The organism is Paraburkholderia sp. CI3, assembly GCF_050436505.1.
GTDB classification, from domain to species: domain Bacteria; phylum Pseudomonadota; class Gammaproteobacteria; order Burkholderiales; family Burkholderiaceae; genus Paraburkholderia; species Paraburkholderia tuberum.
In genome coordinates, this window is sequence record NZ_JBNDMI010000004.1 from 3,094,407 (window position 1) to 3,118,294 (window position 23,888).

General features: G+C 59.3%; 22 protein-coding genes and 1 tRNA gene. 14 read left to right on the top strand and 9 right to left on the bottom strand.

Annotation, left to right across the window (positions count from 1 at the left end):
- Nucleotides 1–223: 223 nt before the first annotated feature.
- The 3 genes from OKW29_RS35765 (at nt 224) to OKW29_RS35775 (ending at nt 3,248) form a co-directional block, all read left to right on the top strand.
- Nucleotides 224–1,378 carry a pyridoxal phosphate-dependent aminotransferase gene (locus OKW29_RS35765; RefSeq protein ID WP_429294252.1) on the top strand — a complete coding sequence of 385 codons (1,155 nt, stop codon included), beginning with the start codon at nt 224–226 and terminating at the stop codon, nt 1,376–1,378.
- Between the two features lie 64 nt (nt 1,379–1,442).
- Nucleotides 1,443–2,237, top strand: coding sequence for an ABC transporter substrate-binding protein (locus tag OKW29_RS35770; protein WP_429294253.1), 795 nt, complete (start codon nt 1,443–1,445; stop codon nt 2,235–2,237).
- Between the two features lie 141 nt (nt 2,238–2,378).
- Nucleotides 2,379–3,248, top strand: coding sequence for an AraC family transcriptional regulator (locus OKW29_RS35775; protein ID WP_429294254.1), 870 nt, complete (start codon nt 2,379–2,381; stop codon nt 3,246–3,248).
- Between the two features lie 40 nt (nt 3,249–3,288).
- Here OKW29_RS35775 and OKW29_RS35780 read toward each other — a convergent pair whose 3' ends face one another.
- A complete protein-coding gene (locus OKW29_RS35780) occupies nt 3,289–3,876 on the bottom strand; it encodes a LysE family translocator (RefSeq protein WP_429294255.1) in 588 nt (195 codons plus the stop codon).
- Nucleotides 3,877–4,372: 496 nt separating this feature from the next.
- Between OKW29_RS35780 and OKW29_RS35785 the strand changes: the two genes are divergently transcribed.
- Nucleotides 4,373–5,830 (top strand): sensor domain-containing diguanylate cyclase, encoded by a 1,458-nt coding sequence (locus tag OKW29_RS35785; RefSeq protein ID WP_429294256.1) that lies wholly within the window; start codon nt 4,373–4,375, stop codon nt 5,828–5,830.
- 114 nt (nt 5,831–5,944) lie between these two features.
- Here the strand turns inward: OKW29_RS35785 and OKW29_RS35790 are convergent, their stop codons facing one another.
- Together OKW29_RS35790 and OKW29_RS35795 are read right to left on the bottom strand one after the other, a co-directional pair.
- Complete coding sequence (locus tag OKW29_RS35790; RefSeq protein ID WP_184040829.1) at nt 5,945–6,700, bottom strand: complement resistance protein TraT; 756 nt, start codon at nt 6,698–6,700, stop codon at nt 5,945–5,947.
- A gap of 168 nt (nt 6,701–6,868) precedes the next feature.
- Nucleotides 6,869–8,002: a hypothetical protein gene (locus OKW29_RS35795; RefSeq protein ID WP_429294257.1), complete on the bottom strand. Its 1,134-nt coding sequence runs from the start codon at nt 8,000–8,002 to the stop codon at nt 6,869–6,871.
- 407 nt (nt 8,003–8,409) lie between these two features.
- Here OKW29_RS35795 and OKW29_RS35800 point away from each other — a divergent pair, with 407 nt between their 5' ends.
- Both OKW29_RS35800 and OKW29_RS35805 read left to right on the top strand, forming a co-directional pair.
- Nucleotides 8,410–9,609 (top strand): tyrosine-type recombinase/integrase, encoded by a 1,200-nt coding sequence (locus OKW29_RS35800; protein ID WP_429294258.1) that lies wholly within the window; start codon nt 8,410–8,412, stop codon nt 9,607–9,609.
- 8 nt (nt 9,610–9,617) lie between these two features.
- Nucleotides 9,618–10,358: a hypothetical protein gene (locus tag OKW29_RS35805; protein ID WP_429294259.1), complete on the top strand. Its 741-nt coding sequence runs from the start codon at nt 9,618–9,620 to the stop codon at nt 10,356–10,358.
- A 49-nt stretch (nt 10,359–10,407) separates the two neighbouring features.
- On the opposite strand, the gene OKW29_RS35810 is transcribed toward OKW29_RS35805, so the two are convergent.
- A complete protein-coding gene (locus OKW29_RS35810; protein WP_429294260.1) occupies nt 10,408–10,662 on the bottom strand; it encodes a hypothetical protein in 255 nt (84 codons plus the stop codon).
- A 93-nt stretch (nt 10,663–10,755) separates the two neighbouring features.
- On the opposite strand from OKW29_RS35810, the gene OKW29_RS35815 reads away from it, so the two are divergent.
- The 4 genes from OKW29_RS35815 (at nt 10,756) to OKW29_RS35830 (ending at nt 13,741) form a co-directional block, all read left to right on the top strand.
- Entirely contained in the window at nt 10,756–11,058 is a 303-nt protein-coding gene (locus OKW29_RS35815) for a hypothetical protein (RefSeq protein WP_429294261.1), read from the top strand.
- Between the two features lie 446 nt (nt 11,059–11,504).
- Nucleotides 11,505–11,705, top strand: coding sequence for a helix-turn-helix domain-containing protein (locus OKW29_RS35820; RefSeq protein WP_429294262.1), 201 nt, complete (start codon nt 11,505–11,507; stop codon nt 11,703–11,705).
- Between the two features lie 11 nt (nt 11,706–11,716).
- Nucleotides 11,717–13,195: a YfjI family protein gene (locus OKW29_RS35825; protein WP_429294263.1), complete on the top strand. Its 1,479-nt coding sequence runs from the start codon at nt 11,717–11,719 to the stop codon at nt 13,193–13,195.
- A 297-nt stretch (nt 13,196–13,492) separates the two neighbouring features.
- A complete protein-coding gene (locus tag OKW29_RS35830; protein ID WP_429294264.1) occupies nt 13,493–13,741 on the top strand; it encodes a hypothetical protein in 249 nt (82 codons plus the stop codon).
- An 83-nt stretch (nt 13,742–13,824) separates the two neighbouring features.
- Here the strand turns inward: OKW29_RS35830 and OKW29_RS35835 are convergent, their stop codons facing one another.
- A complete protein-coding gene (locus OKW29_RS35835) occupies nt 13,825–14,436 on the bottom strand; it encodes a hypothetical protein (RefSeq protein ID WP_429294265.1) in 612 nt (203 codons plus the stop codon).
- Nucleotides 14,437–15,528: 1,092 nt separating this feature from the next.
- Here OKW29_RS35835 and OKW29_RS35840 point away from each other — a divergent pair.
- Nucleotides 15,529–15,693 (top strand): hypothetical protein, encoded by a 165-nt coding sequence (locus tag OKW29_RS35840; protein ID WP_429294266.1) that lies wholly within the window; start codon nt 15,529–15,531, stop codon nt 15,691–15,693.
- Nucleotides 15,690–16,088 (top strand): DUF6573 family protein, encoded by a 399-nt coding sequence (locus OKW29_RS35845; protein ID WP_429294267.1) that lies wholly within the window; start codon nt 15,690–15,692, stop codon nt 16,086–16,088. The genes OKW29_RS35840 and OKW29_RS35845 overlap by 4 nt, the downstream gene beginning before the upstream one ends.
- A 335-nt stretch (nt 16,089–16,423) precedes the next feature.
- Here OKW29_RS35845 and OKW29_RS35850 read toward each other — a convergent pair whose 3' ends face one another.
- The 3 genes from OKW29_RS35850 to OKW29_RS35860 form a co-directional block, all read right to left on the bottom strand.
- The gene (locus tag OKW29_RS35850; protein WP_429294268.1) at nt 16,424–19,123 is read right to left on the bottom strand and encodes a DEAD/DEAH box helicase; all 2,700 of its coding nucleotides are present in this window, start codon (nt 19,121–19,123) and stop codon (nt 16,424–16,426) included.
- Between the two features lie 8 nt (nt 19,124–19,131).
- Nucleotides 19,132–20,676, bottom strand: a complete 1,545-nt coding sequence (locus OKW29_RS35855; protein WP_429294269.1) for a site-specific DNA-methyltransferase — start codon at nt 20,674–20,676, stop codon at nt 19,132–19,134.
- 258 nt (nt 20,677–20,934) lie between these two features.
- A tRNA-Lys gene (locus tag OKW29_RS35860) sits at nt 20,935–21,010 on the bottom strand.
- 200 nt (nt 21,011–21,210) lie between these two features.
- Between OKW29_RS35860 and OKW29_RS35865 the strand changes: the two genes are divergently transcribed.
- A complete protein-coding gene (locus tag OKW29_RS35865) occupies nt 21,211–21,615 on the top strand; it encodes a PaaI family thioesterase (RefSeq protein ID WP_018418954.1) in 405 nt (134 codons plus the stop codon).
- 75 nt (nt 21,616–21,690) lie between these two features.
- Nucleotides 21,691–22,569: a patatin-like phospholipase family protein gene (locus tag OKW29_RS35870; protein WP_184025761.1), complete on the top strand. Its 879-nt coding sequence runs from the start codon at nt 21,691–21,693 to the stop codon at nt 22,567–22,569.
- 53 nt (nt 22,570–22,622) lie between these two features.
- Here the strand turns inward: OKW29_RS35870 and OKW29_RS35875 are convergent, their stop codons facing one another.
- The gene (locus OKW29_RS35875; protein WP_184025762.1) at nt 22,623–23,636 is read right to left on the bottom strand and encodes a D-2-hydroxyacid dehydrogenase family protein; all 1,014 of its coding nucleotides are present in this window, start codon (nt 23,634–23,636) and stop codon (nt 22,623–22,625) included.
- Between the last annotated feature and the right edge of the window lie 252 nt (nt 23,637–23,888).

The following is a 23,888-nucleotide window of genomic DNA, read 5'->3' on the forward strand; positions in this document are numbered from 1 at the left end:
CGCATTCCCCGAAATCCACACCGCGTCCCCGCAAACCATGAACCCGCCGGCTTAGGCCTGCGTCAAGCGGCTTCGCGCGAGCCATGAAGAAAACGCATGCCGCGCATGACAAAGTTTCGATTGTGAGCGTTCTTTGACTGATGCCTAATCACCCCACCGGAAGGAACGCCCCGCCGCCGCCATTCGCGCGGCCGCCGGCGGGTGTAGAAAGGGAGAAAGTCTTATGCAGAGCGCCATGCAAGCCCGCTCGAAACTGCCGGACGTCGGCACCACCATTTTTACCGTGATCGGCCAACTGGCCGCGCAACACGATGCGTTGAACCTGTCGCAGGGCGCGCCGAATTTCGCGCCGGACCCGAAGCTCGTCGACGGCGTCGCGCAGGCGATGCGCGCCGGCCACAACCAGTACGCGCCGATGGCCGGCATCGGCGCGCTGCGCGAAGCGCTCGCCGACAAGGTCGAAACGCTGTACGGCGTGCGCTACGACCCCGCCAGCGAGGTGACCGTGCTCGCGAGCGCGAGCGAAGGTCTTTATTCGACGATCAGCGCGCTCGTGCATCCGGGCGACGAAGTGATCTACTTCGAGCCGTCGTTCGACAGCTACGGCCCGATCGTGCGCCTGCAGGGCGCGAAGCCGGTCGCGATCAAGCTGTCGCTCGATCACTTCCGCGTGCACTGGGATGAAGTCGCCGCCGCGATCACGCCGAAGACGCGCATGATCATCGTCAACACACCGCACAATCCGACCGCGACGATTTTTAGCGACGCCGATATCGAGCGGCTGAAGGCGCTCACGCGCAACACCGACATCGTGATTCTGTCCGACGAGGTCTACGAACACGTCGTGTTCGACGGCGCGAAGCATCAGAGCATGGCGCGCCATCAGGAACTCGCCGAGCGCAGCGTGATCGTGTCGTCGTTCGGCAAGTCGTACCACGTGACCGGCTGGCGCGTCGGCTACTGCCTCGCGCCCGCCGCGCTGATGGACGAGATCCGCAAGGTCCATCAGTTCATGGTGTTCTCCGCCGATACGCCGATGCAACACGCGTTCGTCGACGCGCTCGCCAATCGCGACAGCTACCTCGGCCTGTCCGACTTCTATCAGAAGAAACGCGATCTGCTCGCGCATGCGCTGCGCGAATCGCGCTTCGAGCTGTTGCCGAGCGAAGGCAGTTTCTTTATGCTCGCCCGGTTCCGCGGCTTCTCCGATGAAAGCGACAGCGATTTCGTGCTGCGCCTGATCCGCGATGCGCGCGTCGCGACGATTCCGTTGTCGGCGTTCTACACCGACGGCACGGATTCGGGGCTGATTCGCCTGAGTTTCTCGAAGGACGACGCGACGCTGCTCGAAGGCGCGCGGCGTTTGTGTGAAATCTGAGCGCGCGAGAGCACACTCGAAGTATCGAAGTCATCAAAGTATTCGAAGAATGAAGGGAGATGTTATGAAGTTGCTCAAGTGCTTGGTGGCGCTGGCCTGTGCCGGCGCGTCGCTCGCAACATCGTCGGCCGCAAGCGCCGCTGATACCGCGACGCTGCGTTTCGGCCTCGAAGCGCAGTACCCGCCGTTCGAGTCGAAAGGACCGAACGGCGAACTGCAAGGGCTCGATATCGACGTGGGCAACGCGGTCTGCGCGGCCGCGCACAAGACGTGCAAGTGGGTCGAAACCTCGTTCGACGGCCTGATTCCGGCGCTGCAAGGCCGCAAGTTCGACGCGATCAATTCAGCGATGAACGCGACCGAGCAGCGCCGCCAGGCGATCGATTTCACGACCGTCGTCTATCGCGTGCCGTCGCAGCTGATCGCGCGCAGCGACAGCGGTTTGCAGCCGACGCCTGAGTCGCTGAAGGGCAAGCGCATCGGCGTACTGCAAGGCTCGATTCAGGAGACCTTCGCTAAGGTGCATTGGGAACCGGCCGGCGTGATCGTGCTGCCGTATCAGGATCAGAACCAGGTCTATGCCGATCTGACGGCTGGCCGTCTCGACGGCACGCTCGTGCTCGCGCCGGCCGGACAAACGGGCTTTCTGTCGAAGCCCGAAGGTAAGGGCTACGCGTTCGTCGGTCAGCCTGTGCGTGACGACAAGATTCTCGGCAGTGGCATCGCATACGGCATTCGCAAGGGTGATACCGCGCTGCGCGATCAGTTGAACGCCGCGATCGCGAAGGTGCAAGCCGACGGCACGGTGAAGACGCTCGCCGCGAAATATCTCGGCAATATCGACGTCAGCGCGAAGTAATCGGGTCGCGTTCGGGCGGCGGCGTCGTTTGCGAGCGGCGCCGCGCGTTCGCTTGTTGGCCATGCGTTTGACGGCTACGATACGTAGGCTTCGCGAAGTCGGAGACAACGGCGAAGTCGGCGGATCAACCGGAGAGCGCGCATGAGCGAGACGATCGGAGCGACAAGCGCTGCGAACACCGCACGCGCAAAAGGCGCAGACGCGCCGCGCTTCTGGCGCAGCGCGGCGCTGCCGTTCATCGAGGCGCGTTCCATCGACGATGGCCGCAAGGTCTGCTACGCCAAACATTCGCACGAAACGTTTTCGATCGGCGCGGTGACGGGAGGCCGCAGCGTGTACCTGAACCGCCACGCGCGGGAATGGGTCGGCGCGGGCGCCGTCGTGATGATGAACCCCGACGATGTGCACGCGTGCAACCCGGTTGCCGGCGAGCGGTGGTCGTATCGGATGCTGCACGTCGACGTTGCGTGGTTCACGAAACTGCAGCACGAACTGGGCTTCAACGAGAACCATGCGTTCCGCGCGTTTTCGCAGATCATGACGCTCGACGCCGCGCTGTTCGACGGCCTGAACCGGCTGTGTGCGATTCTCGCCAGTAACGACGACATCGACGCGCTGCGCAAGGAAAGCGCGGCCATCACCTTCTTCTCCAGCGTGCAGCAAACGCTCAATCCGGCGAGCCTGCCCGAGCGTGCCGTGAGCGGCCAACTCGCGCGCTCCGCGGAGTACATCGCCGAAAACTGCACGCGCGCGCTGAAACTCGACGATGTGTGCGAAGCCGCCGGGCTGTCCGCGTCGCACCTGATACGCGCGTTCAAGCTGCGCTACGGCATGACGCCCCACGCGTATCTGATCAACCGACGCATCCAGTACAGTCGCGCGCAACTGCGGCGAGGGGCACTGATCGCCGATGTCGCGCTCGATGCCGGCTTCGCCGATCAGGCGCATTTGCAGCGCACCTTCAAGCGGCTGGTGGCGGCGACGCCGGGCCAATATCGCAGCGGAGCGTGACGCGGCATGGAGCCGCCTCAGGAAGCAGGCGCGGCTCGCGTCACTCCACGAGCAGATACATTGCACTGAGCGCGAGCAGCGCCGCCATCACGCGATTGAACGCCCGGACCCGCTTCGCTTCACGCAGATGCCTGCGCAAAAACGTGCCGGCATACGCCCAGCTCGCGATCGATAGATAGCAGATCACGAAGTACAGCGCCGTGAATTGCCAGACGAGCCCGCCGTCGCCGCCTGCCGCATACGCGCTCATGCCGGCCAGCGACGCGAGCCACGCCTTTGGATTGAGCCATTGCATGGCCGCGCCGTGCGCGAACGACGGCACGCGCGCCGGCTTGTCCGCGCCGAGCTGGCCGTTGTCGATGGTGAGCTTGTAGGCCATGTAGAGCAGAAAGCCCACGCCTGCCCATTTGACGATCTCGATCAGATTGGGAAAGCGCGCGAGCAATTCGTGCAGGCCGAGGCCGATCAACAGAAGCAGCAACGTGAAACCGACCGTCGCGCCAGTGACGTGCCGCAGACTCGCGGCGAGCCCGTGCTGCGCGCCGGCGCTCAGCGCGACGACGTTGACCGGGCCGGGAGAAATGGAACTGGCGAGCGCGAACGCGGCCATCGAGAGTAATGCGGTCATCGGATGCCTCGAAACGTGAGTGTGCGAATGGATTGCGACGCTCAACGGTAACGAGGCGGCGAGGGCATGTATTGAAGGAAATTGCCCAGTCGATAAGAAGGTAAAACCGCTGCGGCTTCAACGGTTCACAAAAACATTAGGCGATGACGCGATGATTCGATAACAAACACGCGTTTGAATTTAAAAAAGAAATACGCGCAAACGTTACCGAGGAAAAACAATTTTTGAATTATCAGGTAAATTCTATTTACCGAAACTTATGATATGCCCCTATGCAGCGGGCGATTATTCGGCCCGATAAACAGTCCGAAGCCTCGAAAATGCGTGATTCCACTTGCGTATGGATTCGCTATTTGCTGGGTGCTCTGTCCCAACAAACCGGAAGCGTAGTGAGCACTTCGACAAACTGAGTCCCGCCGTTGGAAACGCAGAGCACATGATCCACAAAAGAAAGGCCCGGTTTCGCGTCCTGATCGCACGGGCGCGCAGATGGCGGATGCCACGCGATGGCGTCATCTACGCGGGATGCGGCGTGGTGCTCGCAATGCTCGCGCTGTGTGGCTACGCGCTGTATCAGAGCCGCGAGGATGCGATTGCGCGCGCACTCGATTCGACGCGCGATGTCGCGACGATCACCGAGCGCGACATCGCGCGCAATTTCGAGCTGTACGCGCTGTCGCTGCAGGCCGTCGCCGATGGCCTCGGGCGTCCGGGCGTGCTCGATTCGTCGCGTTTGCGGCGCGAGATCCTGTTCGATCGCGCGGCGACCGGGCAATACGTCGGCGCGATGGTGGTGATCGACGCACTGGGCGACGTCGTGATCGATTCGGATAGCGACGTGCCGCGCGGGGGAAACCTCTCGGACCGTCCGTACTTCAGGATTCATCGTGAAGATCCGGATCTCGGGCTCGATGTCAGCGCGCCGTACAACTCGAGACTCAGACCCGGTTCGCGCAGCATCGCGCTGAGCCGGCGACTGTCCCGGCCTGACGGATCGTTTGCGGGAATCGTCGCGCTCGGTATCGATCAGGAGTATTTCACGAGCCTGTTCGCGGATCTGCGGATCGGGCAGCATGGCTCGGTGTCGATCGTCAGAACGGACGGCACGATCATCGTGCGACGGCCCGACGATCGACACGTGACGGGCAGCGATATCAGCAAGACGGCGTTGTTCCAGCACCTGCTCGCGAAAGACGAGGGCAGCTTTATCGCGTCTTCGCCGCTCGACGGCGCCGAGCGGCTTTACTCGTTCAGACGGATTCCGCAATTGCCGCTGATTGTGCTGGTCGCCGAGGCGACCGACGATATCTATGCGGGCTGGTGGGGGCGCGCGCTGACGATCGGTTCGCTGATGCTGATCTTCGGGATCGGCGTGATCGTGTTGGCGGCGTGGCTCGGCGCCGAGTTGCGGCGGCGACAGCGGGTGGAGCACGAGCTCGAACGGCTTGCCGGCACGGACGGACTCACCGGCCTGCCCAATCGCCGCGCGCTGTGCGAAACGCTCGAGCGCGAATGGCTGCGCGCGCGCCGCACGGGCAGCGTGTTATCGCTGCTGTTCGTCGATATCGATCACTTCAAAGCCTATAACGATACGTACGGTCACCAGGCCGGCGACGTCGCGCTGACCGCGGTCGCGCGCTGCATCCGCAGGGTGATCCAGCGGCCGGGCGATTGCGTCGGTCGATACGGCGGCGAGGAATTCGTCGTGGTGCTGCCGGATACCGACGCCGCCGGTGCCGGGGTGGTCGGCGAGAACATCCGCTTGGCGATCGGCGAGTTGGACATCGCGCACCCGGGCTGCGAGCTCGGTCGCGTGACGGTCAGCATCGGCGCGACCACGTCGCGGTCGGATCGGGTGACGGATGTCAGCGTCGTCGTTCGGGCTGCCGATGAGGCGTTGTATACGGCGAAGGCCGGTGGCAGGAATAGGGTTGCGCAAATGGCAGTTGGGTGACCGGTCGCTCATGATTTTTCTGCACCGGAAATGAAGAAGGGTTGCGACGCTTTCGCGTGCAACCCTTTCTGATTTCCGCGACGTGCTACCTCGCGCCGGTTGTCGATGCCTGGATTAGAACGAGCCAGCGATAACGCGCACCAGCCCACTGCGCAGCGGCGGCGCTGCTTCAGCGAACTCGAGATTCACCTTGTTGGCGACGCTCAAGATGCGGGTCTGATACGTACGATAGTTCGTATCTTCGCTGTAGGTCACGGTTGTGCCGCCACTGTTGCCTTGGTGCAGGTTGTGTGTGGAGTTTTCGTGGCTCGCTACGCCACTGTGCTGGCGCTCCTTGATTTGCACGTCGGTAATGGCGGTGTAGTACACGTCTTTAACTGCAGCGTTGGCGACCAGTTCAATCAGGCCGCCCGCGAGGGCCGCGCCAGCGATCGGCGCGGCATGCGTGCTACCAAACGATGCCGCTGCGGCCGCGCCAAGAAAGGCACCGCCAAGAGGGGCGCCATATCCGCCGAATGCTTCCTGGGCCGCCGACGGAGCGACCTTGCCTACCTGCAGGATGTTTGCCTGAAGAATATATTGCGCATGGTCGGGGTCTCCGACGATGCGGTATCCCTTGCCCGAGACGGCCGCTTTCACGTCAGCCGCGATGTCGAAATCAGGCTTGTCGGAGGTATTGCGAATCTGCACGAAAACAGTCTTTTTCGAATCGGCAACCGGGTCCAGGAAGATCGTGTCCGACATCTTTGTCTGGACATCCAGGTCGTGCTTGCTGATCGCAACCTGGGTCGCCGCACAGCCGGTCAGCAAGCTGGTGGTGCCGGCCGTAGCCAGAAGAACTGCTGTAAGTGCAAGTTTGTTCAATTTCATAACTTCCCCTGTGTTTCTGCAGCAGATCATTACGGTCCCCTGCTGCACGCTGGCCAATCATTTGAATTAATTTCTTCGCAGATACCCGTCCTTGCATTCTTGTGAGGAAAGGAAGGGCATGTGGAATGTCGGCCGCTAGCTTGAGAATCTTTAGGGTTAGAAGTGAAATTATGCTAACTGGGTAATGGCATGGCCATTACGCGGAAGCCTGCGGGGCACGACTTTTCTTTCGCCTTGGATATAGAGAATATCGATAAGACTGAGCCATAAGAAATTCCCTAACCACATGGGTGGCGTTTTGCGGGTGCACCACAACGAGCGCTGGGGCTCCGTCCCGGAAGCTCTCTTAGAAGACGAGCGGCTCGCTTTAGATAGTCGGGCGGTCGCGTCGTGACTTGCTGTGAAGCCGTCCGGTTGGAAGATATCCGTGGGTGTTCTGCAACGCCGCTTGGGCACATTGGTGCGCGACACGGACGGGGAAGAGTGCGTGTATCGGGACTTGAGTAAGGGACGATGGCAGCGGATTGCTCGCGAGTTGGAGGTCACCGGATATCTAACACGCCAGATCACAAACGGCGACTCGGGCCAGTGGACGTGGAACATCGTATTCAATCCTCGGCCCCCATCGGAGGGCGTCACCAGAGCCGCGTTTTCCAGCGATGGCGTTACCGGTGATGGGGCAGCCAGCGCTGGCGAACCGAGCCATAGAGGTATACCAAGGAAGAAAAGCAACACTAAGAGAATTACCACTACACCACCCGGCCGAAGACGAGGAACCGTCGACGAGCCGATCCGGACGAGAGTGGTCAATGTGGTGGGGGATAGGCTTCCCGTCGGCTTTCGAATGTTGTCGAGCGGGTTCGGTAGTCCCTCCATGCTCCATTCCTTCCGCGCGATCTCGAATAAGTGACTGGCGATCTGAAGTTCAAGTCTGATGGTGTTTTCCGCGCGGCCTGCTAAGCGTCGCTCATCACGGTATTTGGCGAAGTCGGCTCCCCGCAGACTAGCGAGTGTCCGGTAGGCTAAGTCGTGATGAATCCATCGATCGATGCGCCGGTTTTCTTGGTATGGATGCCGCTTTTCGGGGACGATGTCGCGTCGATACCGTTCCAGTGCTTCGCGCAACGTTGTGCGCTCGGATTCGGAGCGGTCGGTGTACATGCCGGCGTCCATTTCTCCCTCTACTCGGCGAGCCCACTTTTGGGCTTGCTGCTTCGTGTCGAATGTCCGGTAGACGGGTTTGTGTCCGCGTCGGCGGATCTCGGCGCGCCAGTAGGCGCCGCGTTGGCTGATGTATGCCATTTTCAAGCTCCAGAGACATTGATGAGATGCTTGGTCTGGATTCTCGAATTCCGGCAGATTTCCGGCAAAGGCCAGTTTTTGACGCCGCCACGCGCTTGCTACAGACGAAAAAAAAGCACCGCGATCGCTCGCAAGTGCTTGATTTTCAACTGCAGAATTCGGTGGTGGGGCGTGAGTGACTCGAACACTCGACCTACGGATTAAGAGTCCCGTGCCCGTACCATCTACAGACTTATATGAACATCTATATTTCATTGTAAATCAATGATTTAGCGGTCATGCTGTTTATATGAAGTTTGACCAAAATCGCACAAATTCTATCGCTCATGTTAGCCCCATGTTAGCCGGTTGCCCGTTGTACGCGATATGATGGCGCCCTTTACTCCGCAATTTCAAAGGGGCCTAACGTGGCTGGTAAGTCGTCTGAAAACCGCTTTCGGTTCACGAAGGCAAAGCTTGATGCCGTGTCCCTGCCGCCGGCCGGCACCCGAGTCAACTGGTACGACGAACGTCGACCGGAACTAGCGCTTCGCGTCACCAGTGCGGGTGCCAAGACGTTTTACGTTATCCAACGCGTGAAAGGCAAGCCGCAATGGTTCAAGCTCGGGACGTATCCGACGATGACCATCGAACAGGCGCAGACGGCAGCGACCAAACTTCTCGGTGAGGTGGCTAACGGGGTTGACCCGGCTCAAGCGCGACGCACCTTGCGCGGGGAACCGACGCTAGACGAGTTTTTTCCCGAGTATTGGGAAAAGCACGCTCAGTTCAAGGACTCCGGACGCGACGACAAGCAACGCTATGCTACGCACATTAAGCCGCACCTCGGAAGCAAGAAGCTATCGCAAGTGACTGATGATGATGCGCTGGCGATTGCGACGCGCATGGAACGAGCGGGCCGCTCAGGCGCGACAATTAATCGCGTGAAGGCGTTGCTCCGTATTCTGTTTAATAAAGCGGCAGAATGGAAGGTCTGCATCCGCCCCAATCCCGCCAATGCCATTGGTCGCCGGGCTGAGAAAAGTCGCCTGCGCTTCCTGCGTGGCAACGAGATTAACGCCTTTTTCACGGCGCTGAACGCGCTTCCCGAACAGCCTAGAAATTTCTTTGCCCTTTGCCTACTTCTTGGGGCGCGCAGAGAAAATACGCTTGCGATGCGTTGGTCCGAAATCGACCTCAAAGAGAATGTATGGCGCATCCCGGATACGAAAAATGGTGACCCGCACGAGGTGCCACTAACTGATGATGCGCTCGAACTTATCAACAGGCTGAAACAGCAGCGCGACCTCGATTCGCCTTTTGTCTTTCCAGGCAACGGCAAGACGGGACATTTGGTCGAGCCCAAGCGTCAGTGGGCAAACCTGCTAAAAGCCGCAGGCATCGAGGATTTACATATCCATGACCTGCGGCGAACGTTGGGAAGCTGGCAGGCGAAAAGCGGTGTCAGCCTTGTTACGATTGGTAAGACCTTGGGCCACAAGACGCTGCAAACTACGTTGGTATACGCTCGCCTAGATTCGGCAGCAGTCCGCCAAGGTATTCAGACCGCGACCGATGCGATAAAAGCGGTCGCCGGGATGAGCGCTACCGAACCTTCAAATGATTGATACTCAAAATGGAACTTGTACGAGAAACCGAGTGGCGAAGCTTCGAAGAGGTTTTGGCGTTAGCTTTGGGCTGGCCCGTTGAAGATGCGCAAGAACGTGTAAAGCAGTATGACGCGGCGGCGGGAGAGAAGCCCTTTGAATTCCCAGACCGGGTCGAAAAATATCTTGCTGAAGGGGGGCTGGATTCCCTGACCCCGTATGAGGGGTTCTTCGACCCATCGGCCGCCGAAGACGGGCCAGCAGAATCCCGCGCATCGTCGGCTCCCGGCATCGCTGAGTCTGATTTGAAAGCGTACATTCATGCGAAGCGAATGCTCCAGCAGGCTATCGCCAACGAGGATATTACATACCAGGACCCAGACGGGAGGGAGGACGCACTCTATCAATATCCCGTTCTGACTCCGGCACATGTCAGCCGCTGGCTGAACGCTATGCGACTGCATGACACCGGCAAGCTGCTAGAACGACTCGTAGTGCTTGAGAAAGAAAACAAGGAACTCCGGCGGGAGGTCGAGCGTCGCAACAAGATTAAAGAGGATATTACTGCCCCGTACCTGAAGATTGCAATTCAGGAGTACTACTCAATTTGGCACGGTCGAGACGAATCTCTTAAAAGACCAAAAATACCGGAAGTTGTAGGTATATTGAGCAGCAAATACGGACTTGAGGGCGCACCCGCACTAGCAATAGAGAAAGTCATCTGTCCCATTGACCGAAATTTGGCAAATAAATCGAAGAACCAGACCTGAAAGACACAGGGTCAATCTGCCTTGTGTCTTGTTAGGCTTGTCGGGGCCTTTACGTTCCCACCCGTTGCATCTCTTCCGCCCATTCGCTATCCCATAGCGCCTCAAATTCCTCAACAGTCCCGACTCGGCACGACGTCACGCTGGTCGTGCTGTCGAACGAAATGTCGAGCAACTCGCCACCGGGAAGTTCAAAGCTACTCCATTCGTGCAGCGTGTTCCTTCCCGATTGGGTACGGGAAGAGCAACGCTTGCGACCGGACGTGTTTGCCAGCGCTAGCGCTTCCTCGTGAGATAGATGTTTCATGGCGGCTCCAAGCGAATGTTCTATATGTAGAAACCACGACTTAGATTAGCGGGGCATTCGCGGGAGTCGTGCTGCAACTTTTCCGGGAGGGGGATGCTCGATACGGACTTTCTAAATTTGTGCTTTATCGCGTCGCTGGCATACGGCGACGACGTGTATGCCGCTTGCGAGGTGGTTCAGCGTTTCGACGCCACGAGGCATGTCAATCTGACGAACCTGGTCCGAATCCTGGTACGCGGATTCGAGCTGAACGAGCGCACTCATACTTGGCTTGTCGGGCGGCGGGAGTTGACCGTCGAGCAGTTTGCCCAAGAGGTCGCCCTCTCCGGGCGTACCCATCACGACATTCGGCATGGCTGGCGTCGCCCCGTACTTATTCGCCGCACGTACCTGTAGCCGCTCCGTGTGCTGATTACTGGCGGGCGAATGGCCGGTTCGCGACCTCCCGCATCCCATTTTCGCAAAATATTTTTGCTAATTCCTTTGGGCGTGACCTAACCCTCAGGGTTACCGCCCAGCGAATCCTGCCAGCTCGTCAGTATCCCTGGTCGAATCTCCGGAATAGAAACTTTTCCGTTTCCTATCAAGGCACTACGCCGGGATTTCCCATTCTCCCGTCGTGTCTGGCATGCGTTGCTATCCCCTTGGCGAGACGCTTCAGACAGTAACCCTCAGGGTTATTTGCCCGCGTAATCGACCCAACCCTGTACGGATTGCCCGGAGGGTTCCGTGACTGAAAAGATGCTTGAACTGTTTCTTTGCGCTCTTTAACAACCGAATGAACTGACAGACCCCCGGCAGAAGTCGGGGGACAGATTTCACACATAAAAAAGAAAGTGAGCATGAATATGTTTAAGACAATTTTTCTGAATCCGGTGCAGGCCGCTGAATACCTGCAAATCAAGACCTCGACGCTCGCCATGTGGCGTAGTACGGGGCGCTACAACTTGCCATACGTGAAAGTCGGCGGCCGGGTCCAATACCGACTGCAAGACATCGAAGAGTTCATCTCTGGCCGTGTGCACCTGCACACGGGCAATTGAGGGGAGCCAGCATGAACGACATGGCTTTCACCGCAGCACCTAAGGCAATCCACCAGGAACCCGTCTTCGATATGTCGGAGATTGCGATGCCCGAGTTTCCAACTGAAGAGCTTGGTGTACTGGCTGCTCCCGCGTACGCGATTGCGGAGCACATTCAGGTTCCCGAGGGCATGGCTGGGATGGCGCTGCTTACGGCATCAGCTCTAGTAGCGCAGGCCCACGTAGATGTTGAGATAGATGGACGCCGCTACCCATGTAGCCTTTTCGGTATGACGATTGCCGAGTCCGGCGACAGGAAAAGCGCGACCGACGGGATGGCGATGAAGGCTCACAGGGAGTGGGAAGAGTGGGCCAACGGAGAATGGAAGCGAAAAGTGGAAATGGAAACGCTTATCCGTGATGTCTGGGACGCGCAGGTGAAGCGCGTCAAGTCACAGGGAGTTGACCCATTCTCGATAAAGGAAGAGCTGGAACGTCTTGGACCAAGACCGGTGCTGCCGCCGGAACCAACTCTTACGGTCAGCGCGCCAACCTTCGAGGGCTTGGTGCTGGCGTATCGCAACGGCATCCCCTACAAAGGCCTGTTTTCTGACGAAGCGGGTTCGTTTTTTGGGGGCTATGCGATGCGGCAGGAAGGTGTCAAAGCCACCATCGGTGGCCTATCGAAGCTGTGGGACGGCTCTGCGATACAAAAGACAAATGCCGCCGAAGGCCAAGCGTTTGCGCTGTGGTGCCGTCGTCTATCGGCGCATCTGATGCTGCAACCCATCATCGCGAACGAGGTGATGAGCAATCCGCTGCTCAACGAGCAGGGCTTTCTACCTCGGTTTCTGGTGACCTGGCCGAAGTCGATGAAGGGCACACGAATTTATCTCGGCTCAGACCCGACGCGGGATAACCGGATGACCGAATTCTGGAAGCTGATGCGCGAGCGCCTCAATCGCGACGTCGAAATGGGAGAGAACGGCGAGCTGAAATTGAAGACGCTCAAGCTTGATGCCGACGCGCGGCGAGTCTGGATTGATGCATATAACGAAATCGAGACGGAACTGGGCCCCCACGGGGAGCTTTCGGAAATCGCTGCATTCGGCTCTAAAGCCGCCGAAATTGCCGCGCGCGTCGCTGCCGTCCTCGCGTTTGTCGAGAATCCGTCCGGCGACGAAATTCAGGTGCAACACGTAGCCGGCGGTATTGCGGTGGTCCGCCACAGCCTGGCGACGTTTCTGGCGATACGCAATCGTGCCAGGGCAGATGCGGAGCTGATGGAGGTGGAGAAGCTGCGTGTGTGGCTCATCGAGAGGACGGTCGACAGACCTCGTCGCGTCATCACGAAGACGGAGATAGCCTGGTATTTCCGGCCCAAGCTCTCGGGCCGGGTACTTGCCGAACGCCTGAACGTGCTCGCGGCCAAGGGCTGGTTGAGAATCGTCTCCGGCGGCGCGGAGTTCGACGGCAAGCGCGTGCGGCAGGCGTGGACCGTCCAGTCCTAAGGCTTGTATCACTGAAACACAAACGCACTAGAGCCGGGCCGATAAGGCCCAGCTCGATACCTGTCCAAAGTGTCCAAACCGTCCAAAGCCCTTATTTCATAGGGGACTTCGCGGATAGGAAACTTTCCAATTTTTCCAAGATTAAAGACGGATTGGACACTTTGGACGTGATGGCCTACGTCGGGACTCTACGCCCAACAGGCGCTTTGGACAGTTTGGACGGTTTGAACACTGACAACGTCGGCAGGCGAACGAATCGCCTGCCGCATACCGGAAAAATGAAAAGGATAACGAAACATGTACAGGAAAGAAGAATTACGCGTGAAGGCCTTAATTTCAGACATGGAGGGCGCAGTTGAGGCTATTGAAACTTCATGCGGCATGACGTTCCAGCAAATGGGGCAACTATTGAGCGAGACCGATATGTTAGCGGAAGCCTTTGTCTATGCAGTTAAGCAAGCCGCCCGGAAAAATGGTCTGGACTTTTCAGGATTTAGCTACATACCCGGTTACTTCGATTTTTATGACGGACAGAGTGGCCGATAGCTCTGTCGCCCGACTAAGGAATTAGCGTCGGGCTGAATCAATCGGGAGGGGCGCGGTACGGCCGGGCCGGGCCCTGACCTGTTTCAGAAATGCAGGATAGCCTTAAAACTGTATAGCGACGTTTCAAATCGAATTCGGCTCGCCAGCAGTTCTTTGCTCCATCCCCTGCCGGCGAGGTCGTTCGCGAGCTTCCGAGCGATAACTTCTGAGCAGACGAAAATTACCTGCATGAGTCGTACGTCATTTAACAACAACGCGGGCTCGCCGGGTCGCTTGCTCGTTTGCCATATCGCGTCAAGCCAGTCGAGCAGGCGAGCATAGTCACGCTGATTTTTGCGCCGCTCGACCTCGACCCACCACACCAAATTGCCAGCGCGAAGCAGCACGTCGGGCTTCTTGCCACGAATTCCCGTCATCCCACCGAGCCATCGCCCCTGGGCCGTCTCCCGTTCGGTCGCAGCGCGATACCCTTCAATGATGCCGCTTATCGCGACCTCGTTCGCGATACTTCTGTGCAGAAAATACGCGGCCCCATATTCCCTGACCAAATCCTTGCCGCTGCTCGCGGCGATTCCAAAACTTTGAAGTGCCCTTGCGCCGCGCTCGGAGAGCGCATGTATCAAACTTCCGTTAGGCGCCTGCGTGGTCAGAATCAACCGCTGTTCCCGTAAGCGGGCCACCGTTCGCTGCGCCATCCTGATTCCCGACTGCGTCGCCATAGGCGGCCGCAAGCTTGGACCCGTCCTTGGCGGTGTTCGCTCCCATTCTTGCCACAGCAGACAGGCAAGGTCACGAGTCCGGAGCCAACCGAAACGGTGCAGTCCGCGAAGCGCGTTGATTTCGTTTTCCCGTGCGGCTTCGCGCCCGTCTTTCGCTCTACCCATTGCTATCCCCATGTTTGTCGATAGCTTGTATAGCGACACCAGGACTAACCGGCTCCCTATACGCCGGGGGGCGTACAGGGAAAACGTATCGTGTGCGGCGCACACGAGGGGCACCGTATCGGGTTTTCCGCACTGGACGTGCGGCCCGACACTCTTGTCGCTGCACGCGGCAAGTGCCCCAAACAACGTAGGGCGCCCCACGCTGCGCGCGGGCAACCTCTTCACACGGGGACGCTGGACGCGTTCCCGGCTTCGGCCTTTCGCCTCGGTCAGCGCTGCGCTCGACTGAACAGGTTGCCCGCGCGCAGCGTGGGGCGCGGGGCTTCGCCCCCCGGCAATCTGCCGGCGCGTAGGCGCGCCTCTGCACGCTGGGGCGTGCAGCGATAGCCGGCTCCCCCCATGCACGCCATCGACCGCCCTAGGGGGCGGCGCGACTGCGTGGGCGGCGGGCTGGATGCCCTTGCCCCGCATCACTGCGTGACGCGGCCCCTCTGCGTCAGCAGGCGCTTGCCTGCTTCCTGCGCGCCTGCGGCTTGCGATATGGGCACGGTTTTGACCGTGCGGAGGTCGCGGCCATGGCCGCGACGCCTGCACCACCGTAACGGTGGCGCTTCCGCCGTACTTCCCGACCGCTTCGCCCAACCGATAGCGACCTTACGCCAGGCGGTCCGTAACACAAGGGCCTTCGGCGCTCCGCGCATGGCCATCACCCGGTCCCTGCGGGCTGCGGCTTCCAGCCGTGCCCTTGCATTCCGGCCTTATCGCCCGGCGTCGGGGTGCGCCACGGGCGAAACACTCAGGAAGTACGGCGGCAACAGCAGCACGCCATCCCAACGCCGGAGCCGGGAAACGGTCGGGGCTCGACATCTTGGAACCCGGTCAGCTTTTAAAGGAGCGAAAACTATGCAAGACGCGCAGAGGCAGTCTCAAGTGCGGATGACCGCCGACGAATGGCGGAAAACGCATCGCGATTTCAAAACCGTCATCGACGGGCAGCGTTACATATTGCGATGGACCGAATTCGGCACCAGCCTGGTACCCGTGACCATCATCAAGGAGCAGAAATGAGCCATTCGCCGTTTGGTCACGTGATATTCAGCTACACGCGCGCGCAGGCGATTGCCGATGGCGTGCTGGTCGATGTCTCCGGCGCAGCGAATGAAATCGGCTTCAGGCATCCGGTCGCACTTACCGCCGGTGCGTGGTCCGAGTGTGTCGCATGGAGTGACGCCGACAGCCAGCTACAAACAACACAGGATGAACGGGGCCGCTTGCAGGATGTACTTTGGCTCGCGAAGCTGGCCGCGCGCAACGGTCAGGGTAGTGCAGTGGAGTTCGACGTGCGCCGGGTGCCGCGAGACGGTCACAGCAGGTATCCGCACCGGATGCGCCTGCGGCTGGTCATCGGCCCCGGTGACGCAGGCGAGCCAGTCCTCACAATGATGCTGCTGGAAGAGGACTGAACCCGAAGCCCCGCCGATCGGCGGGGCATGTTTTGGCTGATTTTTTAAGGAGAAATCGGATGTCAATCTGGAATCGTTTATTCGGTGAGTTCTCGCCTGCCGATAACGGCAGTTCGAGGGTGGACGCGTCACCCATGGTTTTCAATCCAGCCACGGGCTTGCCAATGCTCGGCAATAGCTACAGCAGTGTCGATTACGGAGGCAGTTCGTTCGGCACGAACGTCCACGACCATACATCGTGTTCGCCGCCGCCATCGGGCTGCGGATTCGATAACGACTGGATGCGATAGCTGAAGAGAGGCCCGCCCGGCGATTGCCTGGCGGGCCTCTATCGCTCATTTCAGCTTGTCTTCGAGCTGTTTGAATACGTCGCGACCGACGTCGTCGCGCTCGACGGCGAAGAGGAACAGGCAGCGCCCGGTACTCGCCGCTTCCCACTGATAGCCCACCTGATTCTTCTCTTTCGAATCGTCGTTGGTCTTGTATGGCTCGCCCTTGTATTCCACTGCAAGTACGCGACCGTCCGTCAACTCCGCGACAAAATCCGGATAAAAATAATCGGAGGACGTGGGGAGCCAGAACGAGGTCTTTTCCTGCCGCTCGATATTCCGAACCCAGTGCTTAATCTTGGGATGCGCGTCAATTGCCATCGCGCACCGGAATTCCTCCGCGTCCTTGCCTGCGGATGTCTTCTGTTTCAGGTCGTGAATGTCAGGGTAAAAATGTTTGCTGAATTCGTAGCTGCCCTGGTACGTATTGCGCGCGGGGTATCTGCTGGGGTCGAACCGGAAATTGAAATGGGCAACGTCTTCCAGCTTGGGTACCGTCATTTCAAACAGACGTCCCTGGAAGCCCTTGTTCATGGCGAGCTGGCGCAAGCGCTCAATTTCCAGGCCAATAGCCTTCGCTAGCTGGAAGCGGGCACGAACGAGCGCAGTCAGGCCCAGTCCCTTTTCATGCAGATGGGACAGCATCTTGACCAGGTAAGCCTGCAACTGCTGCTGCGGCAGGTACGGTTTGCGCACCTCCAGGTCGAGCCAGCGAACTAGGTCGCGTTCGCTGACGTGGCTCGCAACTTCGTTGAGACTAAGTTGCTGCGCGTCAATATGGCGGAACTTGACCTTCTCGCCATTCACGTCAATCTCGAACGAATTGATTGTCTCGTGTATGGCAAACCCAGCAAGTTGGACCGGGAAGTCCAGCAGATTCCAGTCACCCAGGATGGTCAGGGTTTCCTTTTCGACCAGCTCCAGACAGCCGTCCAGTTCTAGGCAAAGCTGCGGAATTGGGGTGAAGGTAAGGCCGAGCTGTGCTGGAGCGCGAAAGGCGCGTCGCATGGCCCGATGCTCGGCAAACTGCTGCTCGACTTTCTCCTGGACTCTCTTGGGTAAGCCAGCCTTGATGAATTCTTCGGCCTGTTTCAACGTATCGCTGTCCACGTTGCCCTTGACCAAGGCCGTTGCGCCCTGCGAGGTCGGACGAATTTCGACCTTCGCCTTTAATTCTTCGGGCCAGTGCTGGGTATCGGGTAGCGCGGGCAACTCGATATGGCAGTCGGGAACGGTCGGAATCTTGCCCGTGATACCGCCTGCCGCTGGGGAGCCCTGGCCGCTTCCGCCAACGAGAGGCAACGCTTGCTGCGGCACCAGAAGGGTCGCCGTTTCCAGACGCTCGAAGCCCATGTTTTGCACTAGGCGGTCGCGTAGACCACTTGCCGCCTCGGCGAAATTTGCGGCGACGATATGGGCATAAGCCTTATTGAGTCCGGCTTGGGTACGGTCACTGGCGTAGGGCATGCGTAAAACACGGCCCAGCAGTTGTTCCACGTCTTTCGCCGAGTTGATGGATTGCAGGCTCGCCAGAACATAGGCAAAAGAACAATCCCAACCTTCCTTCAGCGCCTCGATGGTTATCACGTAGCGGACGGTGCAAGCCGGGTCAAACAGATTGATGCCGTCCAGCTCCTTCTGCGAACCCGTGGCAATGGCGATTTGCTCTTCGGGAACGTTCTCCTGGTCAAGCAGATGCTGCTTGACCACTTCGACCGTAGCATCGCCACCCTTGGGCATCGCCTGGATTAGCGCGATAGGCCGAACGTAATCAGGTTCCTTCTGGGCCAGCGTCTCCAGGCTGTCGCGTGTGAGTATCGCGTCACGCAGGCACTCACGCCAGCCTTCGGGATGTTCCGCCAGAACGATGGGCAGCTTAATCATCTGCTCGGCGCGCAGTTCTCGCGCCGACACGTGATACAGGACGTTGTTTCCGACGACGGGCGTAGCCGTCAGCTCAATCACACAGCTCGGATTGAGCCGGCCAAGAGTCTTGAAAAAGCGGTCGGTACGATTGTTGTGTGCTTCATCGACGACGACTATCGGACGGTATAGGTTCAGCCAGTTCGCCACGGAAAACTTGACTCTCCCGATGTCCTTGGTGGTCAGGTAGGGCTGGTTTTCGAGGTCGCCTTCCGTGACCTTCTCCAAACCAGTGGTCATTGACGGGGGCAGGTTATCGAAGTGCGGAGCCAGTTCCTCGAAGAACGAGTACACGTTGCGCTTCGCAGTGTCAGTGACGTTGAACGATTGAATCGTTGCCACGACCACGATGCAAGCCTTGCCCAAATCATGCGGGCTGACGGTTTGCAGGCTCTCCAGGGCACAGACTTGTACACGGTCGCCGAAATAATGTGCCAGTGCTTGGCGATACGGATGACGCGCGTTCGAGAGCGCGTCCAGCGTTTGCGAGCGGATTGCGTCCGACGGAACCAGCCACAAGGCAATCGGCGCATCGCTATCGAGGACGGCCTTGCCGGCCAGTGCAACTGCGTGAGCCGCGAGAAGGGTTTTTCCGCCGCCGGTCGGAATGCGCAGACACACGCATGGGGTGTCCGGAAAAATATCGTGATAACTCTCGCTAACACGATTTTGCTCCGCCAATGCGGCGAGATAGGCGTCGCCGACAGGCTTGCTGCGGCTCGCTTCGAGGAACTGCACCAGGGCGTTGAGAGTCCTGCGTTGATAGTCTTTTAATTCGAGCATTATTTTTCTCAGCGCATCTTCACGTCATAAGGGATTTGCTTGAATATGATGTTTTCCGCAGCGAGTCGAGCTGGACCTAGGCGTGACATTTCTCCGTACACAATAACCGGTCCCGCGTGCGGATGGAATTCACGCAATGCCACGAGGACAGCATTAGTTAGTACGTTACCCCCGGCAGGTCGCCGGTCGCCAAGAATACCGTTATAAAGTAAGAAATAGGACGTGCCCTCGTGCACGCCTAACATCGGTGTATCGAAAGTCTGTTGCCCGGGCATGCCCGTCTCAAAGTGCCAGATATAGGCTGCGAGCGTGACAAAGCGCACGCTCGTGGTGATACGGCCGTCTTCGTCAAAGGCGGGTTCACCCAACGTGCAGAAGGTGAATCCGCCGCCACCCTTCCATCCCACGACTCGGCTAATGCCCCCTTGTTCGCCGACAATGACTTTCTCCAGGCGCGGCATGCAGTGGGTGCGCGCGTGTTCACCCATCTCGATGCCGATATAACGGCGCCCCATTTTATGAGCCACGGCAGCCGTGGTTCCTGAACCAAGGAAGGAATCCAACACCAAGTCACCAGGCTGTGTGGATATGTGCAGCATGCGCTGCACTAGTGATTCCGGCTTGGGCGTGCCAAACGGAACTTGGTCGGGTACCACAGCCTTAACTTCAGCCTTCGAGGTTCGGTTGCTGCCGACGTCTTGGTGAAACCAGATTGTCTCTGGTGGGCGCTCAGCGTTACTCTCTGCGTAAATCCGGTAATAAGGTGTCCATCCCCTACGTCCCCGACGCCACTCGATTCGAGCGGCGTCGGATTCCACCTTGTCCCTCCCCCAGCGCCACGCGCCATCGGAGCCGTCCTGCCGTTTTGGGTAGACCTCGGACCCATCCGGCGCGCTCAACGGGAAGTACAGGTTAGGGCGCGCTTCCCGGGAATCCCCTTGGCCGCCCATAGCGCGCAAAGGCTTCAGATAGTATCGGCGGCCCTGGTCGTCCACTTTGTCATAGTGGTCGGCAGTACCATCGGTTACTAGCCTGCTCAGCTTTACCTGTTCGACATCACGGGCGTACGTCAACACAAGGTCATGTCTGGAAGAAAAAAACTGGGCGTCCATGCGGGGACTATCCGACTTTTCCCAGACCACGCTTGAGATAAAGTTTTTACGTCCGAAGACTTCATCTAGGATGACCTTCAGGTAGTGCGCCTCGTTATCGTCGATGGAGACCCAGATGGTGCCGTCCTCAGCCAGCAATTCACGCAGTAGCACCAAGCGCGGATACATCATCGACAACCATTGGCTGTGTTCGAGCCTGTCGTCGTAATGTTCAAAGGCGCTTTGCGTGTTGTACGGCGGGTCAATGAAAATGCACTTAACTTGTCCAGCGTAGAACGGTATCAGCGCCTTCAGGGCCAGTAGATTGTCACCTTGAATAAGCAGATTTTCGGTAGCAGCGTCGGCATCGCCGTAGGTCCTTTCGCGTTGGAGCATGTGATAAGGCACCTCGCGCGCGGTGTCTTTGGCTTGGTTCTTATTGACCCAGTCGAGAAACGGCATCTTTTATTCGACCGCAAGGCGCGGTCATTCGAAAATTGAAGCCGCCATTGTAGGGCCTCAATGTGCCTGCGGGGCGTTGAGCCGGAGCGGCTTTTGGGGCTGCGCAATTCAGAGGAGGGGCAGCGCGACCGTGAAGCTTTGTGCCGCCCTACTGGCCCGGAAGGTCCGGAGGGGCCAACAGCAACGGCTATTGTTAGCCCGATGTTAGCCCGGCGGAAATGAAAAAAGGGTTAGCTTTCGCTAACCCTTTGAATTCTTTGGTGGGGCGTGAGTGACTCGAACACTCGACCTACGGATTAAGAGTCCGCTGCTCTACCAACTGAGCTAACGCCCCAACAGAAGCGAAATTATGCAGGATCTTTTTGAGATTGCCAAGCCCTTTTCGCAGTGTTATTAAAAAGATCGCATCGCCCGAACTTGAGCGTTCCCTCGACAAAGCCGCCATCCCGAAAACATCGACGCGTCCAACGCTGCCGGTATCATGTCGCGGACACCTCCCGCACGCAGCATCGCGGCTTTCGCCCGGGGATTCCCATGGATGACAAAGAGATTACCGAGCTGCTCGACCGAGTTCTCGCCCCCTGGGTCCGGGCGCTCACGTTGACGCCGATCAAGGTCGATGAGGAAAGCGCCACGCTGCGTCTGCCGTTCTCTGGCGAGTGGCGACACTCGGGCGGCATGATCAGCGGCCAGGTATTCATGGCGGCCGCGGATACGGCGATGGTCGTCGCCATCACCGCCGCGCTCGGCGGCTTCAAGCCGATGAGCACGGTGTCGCTGAACATCAACTTCATGCGCGCGGTCCGCAAGGGCGATGTGCTGATCAAGGCGCGCGTGCTGCGCATGGGCCGCAATCTCGTCTTTGGCGAAGTCGAACTGTTCGACGAAGGCGGCAACATGGCGGTTCAAGCCACTACGACTTACGCGCTGCTCGAGTGAATGCGCGTCGGACCCGAGGGGGCCGCCAACACAATCTGCGCGCAGCAAGAGCAAAGGAAAGCAAGGAAAAGCAGCATGTTCGATCAGGTCGTATTCGCCGGCGGCGGCAACCGCTGCTGGTGGCAGGCGGGTTTCTGGGACGTCGTGCAGCCGCAGCTCGACATCCGTCCGCGCGTGATCACCGGCATTTCGGCCGGCGCCGCAACCGCGTGCATGATTTACACGCGCGGCGACTCCGACTGGGTTATGCGCTATTACGAAGACGCACTGCGCCACAACACGCGCAACGCCTACTGGGGCAATCTGCTGCGCGGCGAGTCGGTGTTCCCGCATTACCGGATCTACCGTCAGGCGCTGCTCGATATCTATGGCGACAAGTTTTCCAGGCTCGCGCAGGCGCCGGAAATCCGCATCGGCGTGTCGCATCTGCCGCGCTGGCTCGGCGCGAGAAGTGCGGTCGCGGCAGGGCTGGTCGCGTACAACATCGAAAAATACGTGCGCAAGACGCTGCATCCGACGCTCGGTCGGACGCTTGGCTTTCATCCGGAATTCGTGCGCGCGCAGGATTGCGCGAGCGTCGACGAGTTGGCCGACCTGATCCTGCAATCGTCGAGTACACCGCCGTTCACGCCGGTTCTGCGGCGCAACGGCCGGCCGGTGCTGGACGGCGGCATGGTCGACAACGTGCCGGTCGGCGCGCTAGATGCTGACGCGCCGGGCAACGTGCTCGTGATGGTCACGCGTCTTTATCCGCGGCCGCAGATGTTCGTCGTGCCACACGGCGTCCAGCAGCGGCTTTACGTGCAACCGTCGCGCAAGGTGCCGATTTCGAGTTGGGATTACACGAGTCCGTCGCAGATGGTGCACGCCTATAACCTTGGCCGTGCCGACGGTGAGGTCTTCCTTGAACGCATCCCTGCATTGATGGAGGCGGGAGCGCACGAAGCGCGATGAGCGACGCGGCGGGGCGGGCACACATCTGATCCGCCGGCCGCCTCGCCCACCAATCACCGCCGACGCCCGCCCTGCAACGCCTCCGGATTCGCGACACTGGCGGTATCGCCGGCATCGAACGCGAGGATGTTGTTGAACGCCGCCGAAAAATACAGTTCGTAGCTCTCCCGCTCCACGTAGCCGATGTGCGGCGTGCAGATCACGTTCTCCATGCGCAGCAGGCTGTAGCCTTGCAGGATCGGCTCGCTTTCGTAGACGTCGATCGCGACCATCCCCGGACGGTTGTGCGACAGCGCGTTCACCAGCGCACTCTCTTCGAGCAGCTCGGCGCGGCTCGTGTTCACGAGCAGCGCGGTCGGTTTCATGCGCATCAAATCGTCCTGCTTGACGATGCCACGCGTGTCGTCGTGCAGACGCAGATGCAGGGACAGCACATCGCTGGTCTCGAACAGTTCCTCGCGACTCGCCGCGACGCTGTAGCCATCGGCGCGAGCGGCTTCGCGCGAGTGCTCGCGGCCCCAGATCAGCACGTTCATGCCGAACGCCTTGCCATAGCCAGCGAGGAGTCGGCCGATCTTGCCGTAGCCCCAGATCCCTAGCGTCTGTCCGCGCAGCACTTGCCCCAAACCGAAGTTCGGCGGCAGCGCCGACGTCTTCAGCCCCGACTGCTGCCAGGCGCCCTGTTTAAGGTTTGCCACGTATTGCGGAATACGCCGTTGGGCGGCCATGATGAGTGCCCACGTCAGTTCGGCCGGCGCGACCGGCGAACCGCTGCCCTCGAGCACGGCAATGCCGCGCTCGGTACAGGCCGCTAGATCGATGTGGCTCGACACTTTGCCGGTCTGACTGATCATGCGCAAACGCGGCAGCTTGTCGAGTAGCTGCGACGTGATGCGGGTACGTTCGCGAATCAGAACGAGGGCGTCGACTTCCGCAAGACGGCTCGCAAGTTGTCCGAGACCGCGCACGGTATTGTTGAATACTTTGACTTCCTGGTCGGCCAGCAATTGAAAGCAGTCGAGCTTGCGAACGGCGTCCTGGTAATCGTCGAGGATGGCAATCTTCATGGTATGTAATTTGCGGCGCACCTCGTTGGTGCGAACGGAATGTTATGCTGACTGTCCCAGCATGTGACTTAGGTCACACGTTGGTCTGGCTAGATGCCCTACCGTAGAAGCTGTCGCACCCAAAAAGAACGGCAACGCTACGTGAGGGCGAATTGAGAACGTTTTTAGCAGTTTGTTGCGTGTTGAGGCAAGCCGCTTTACACAAGGTTGCAGAAGCCTTGTAGGAAGCGCGCCTCCGCCTGGCAAGCTGTG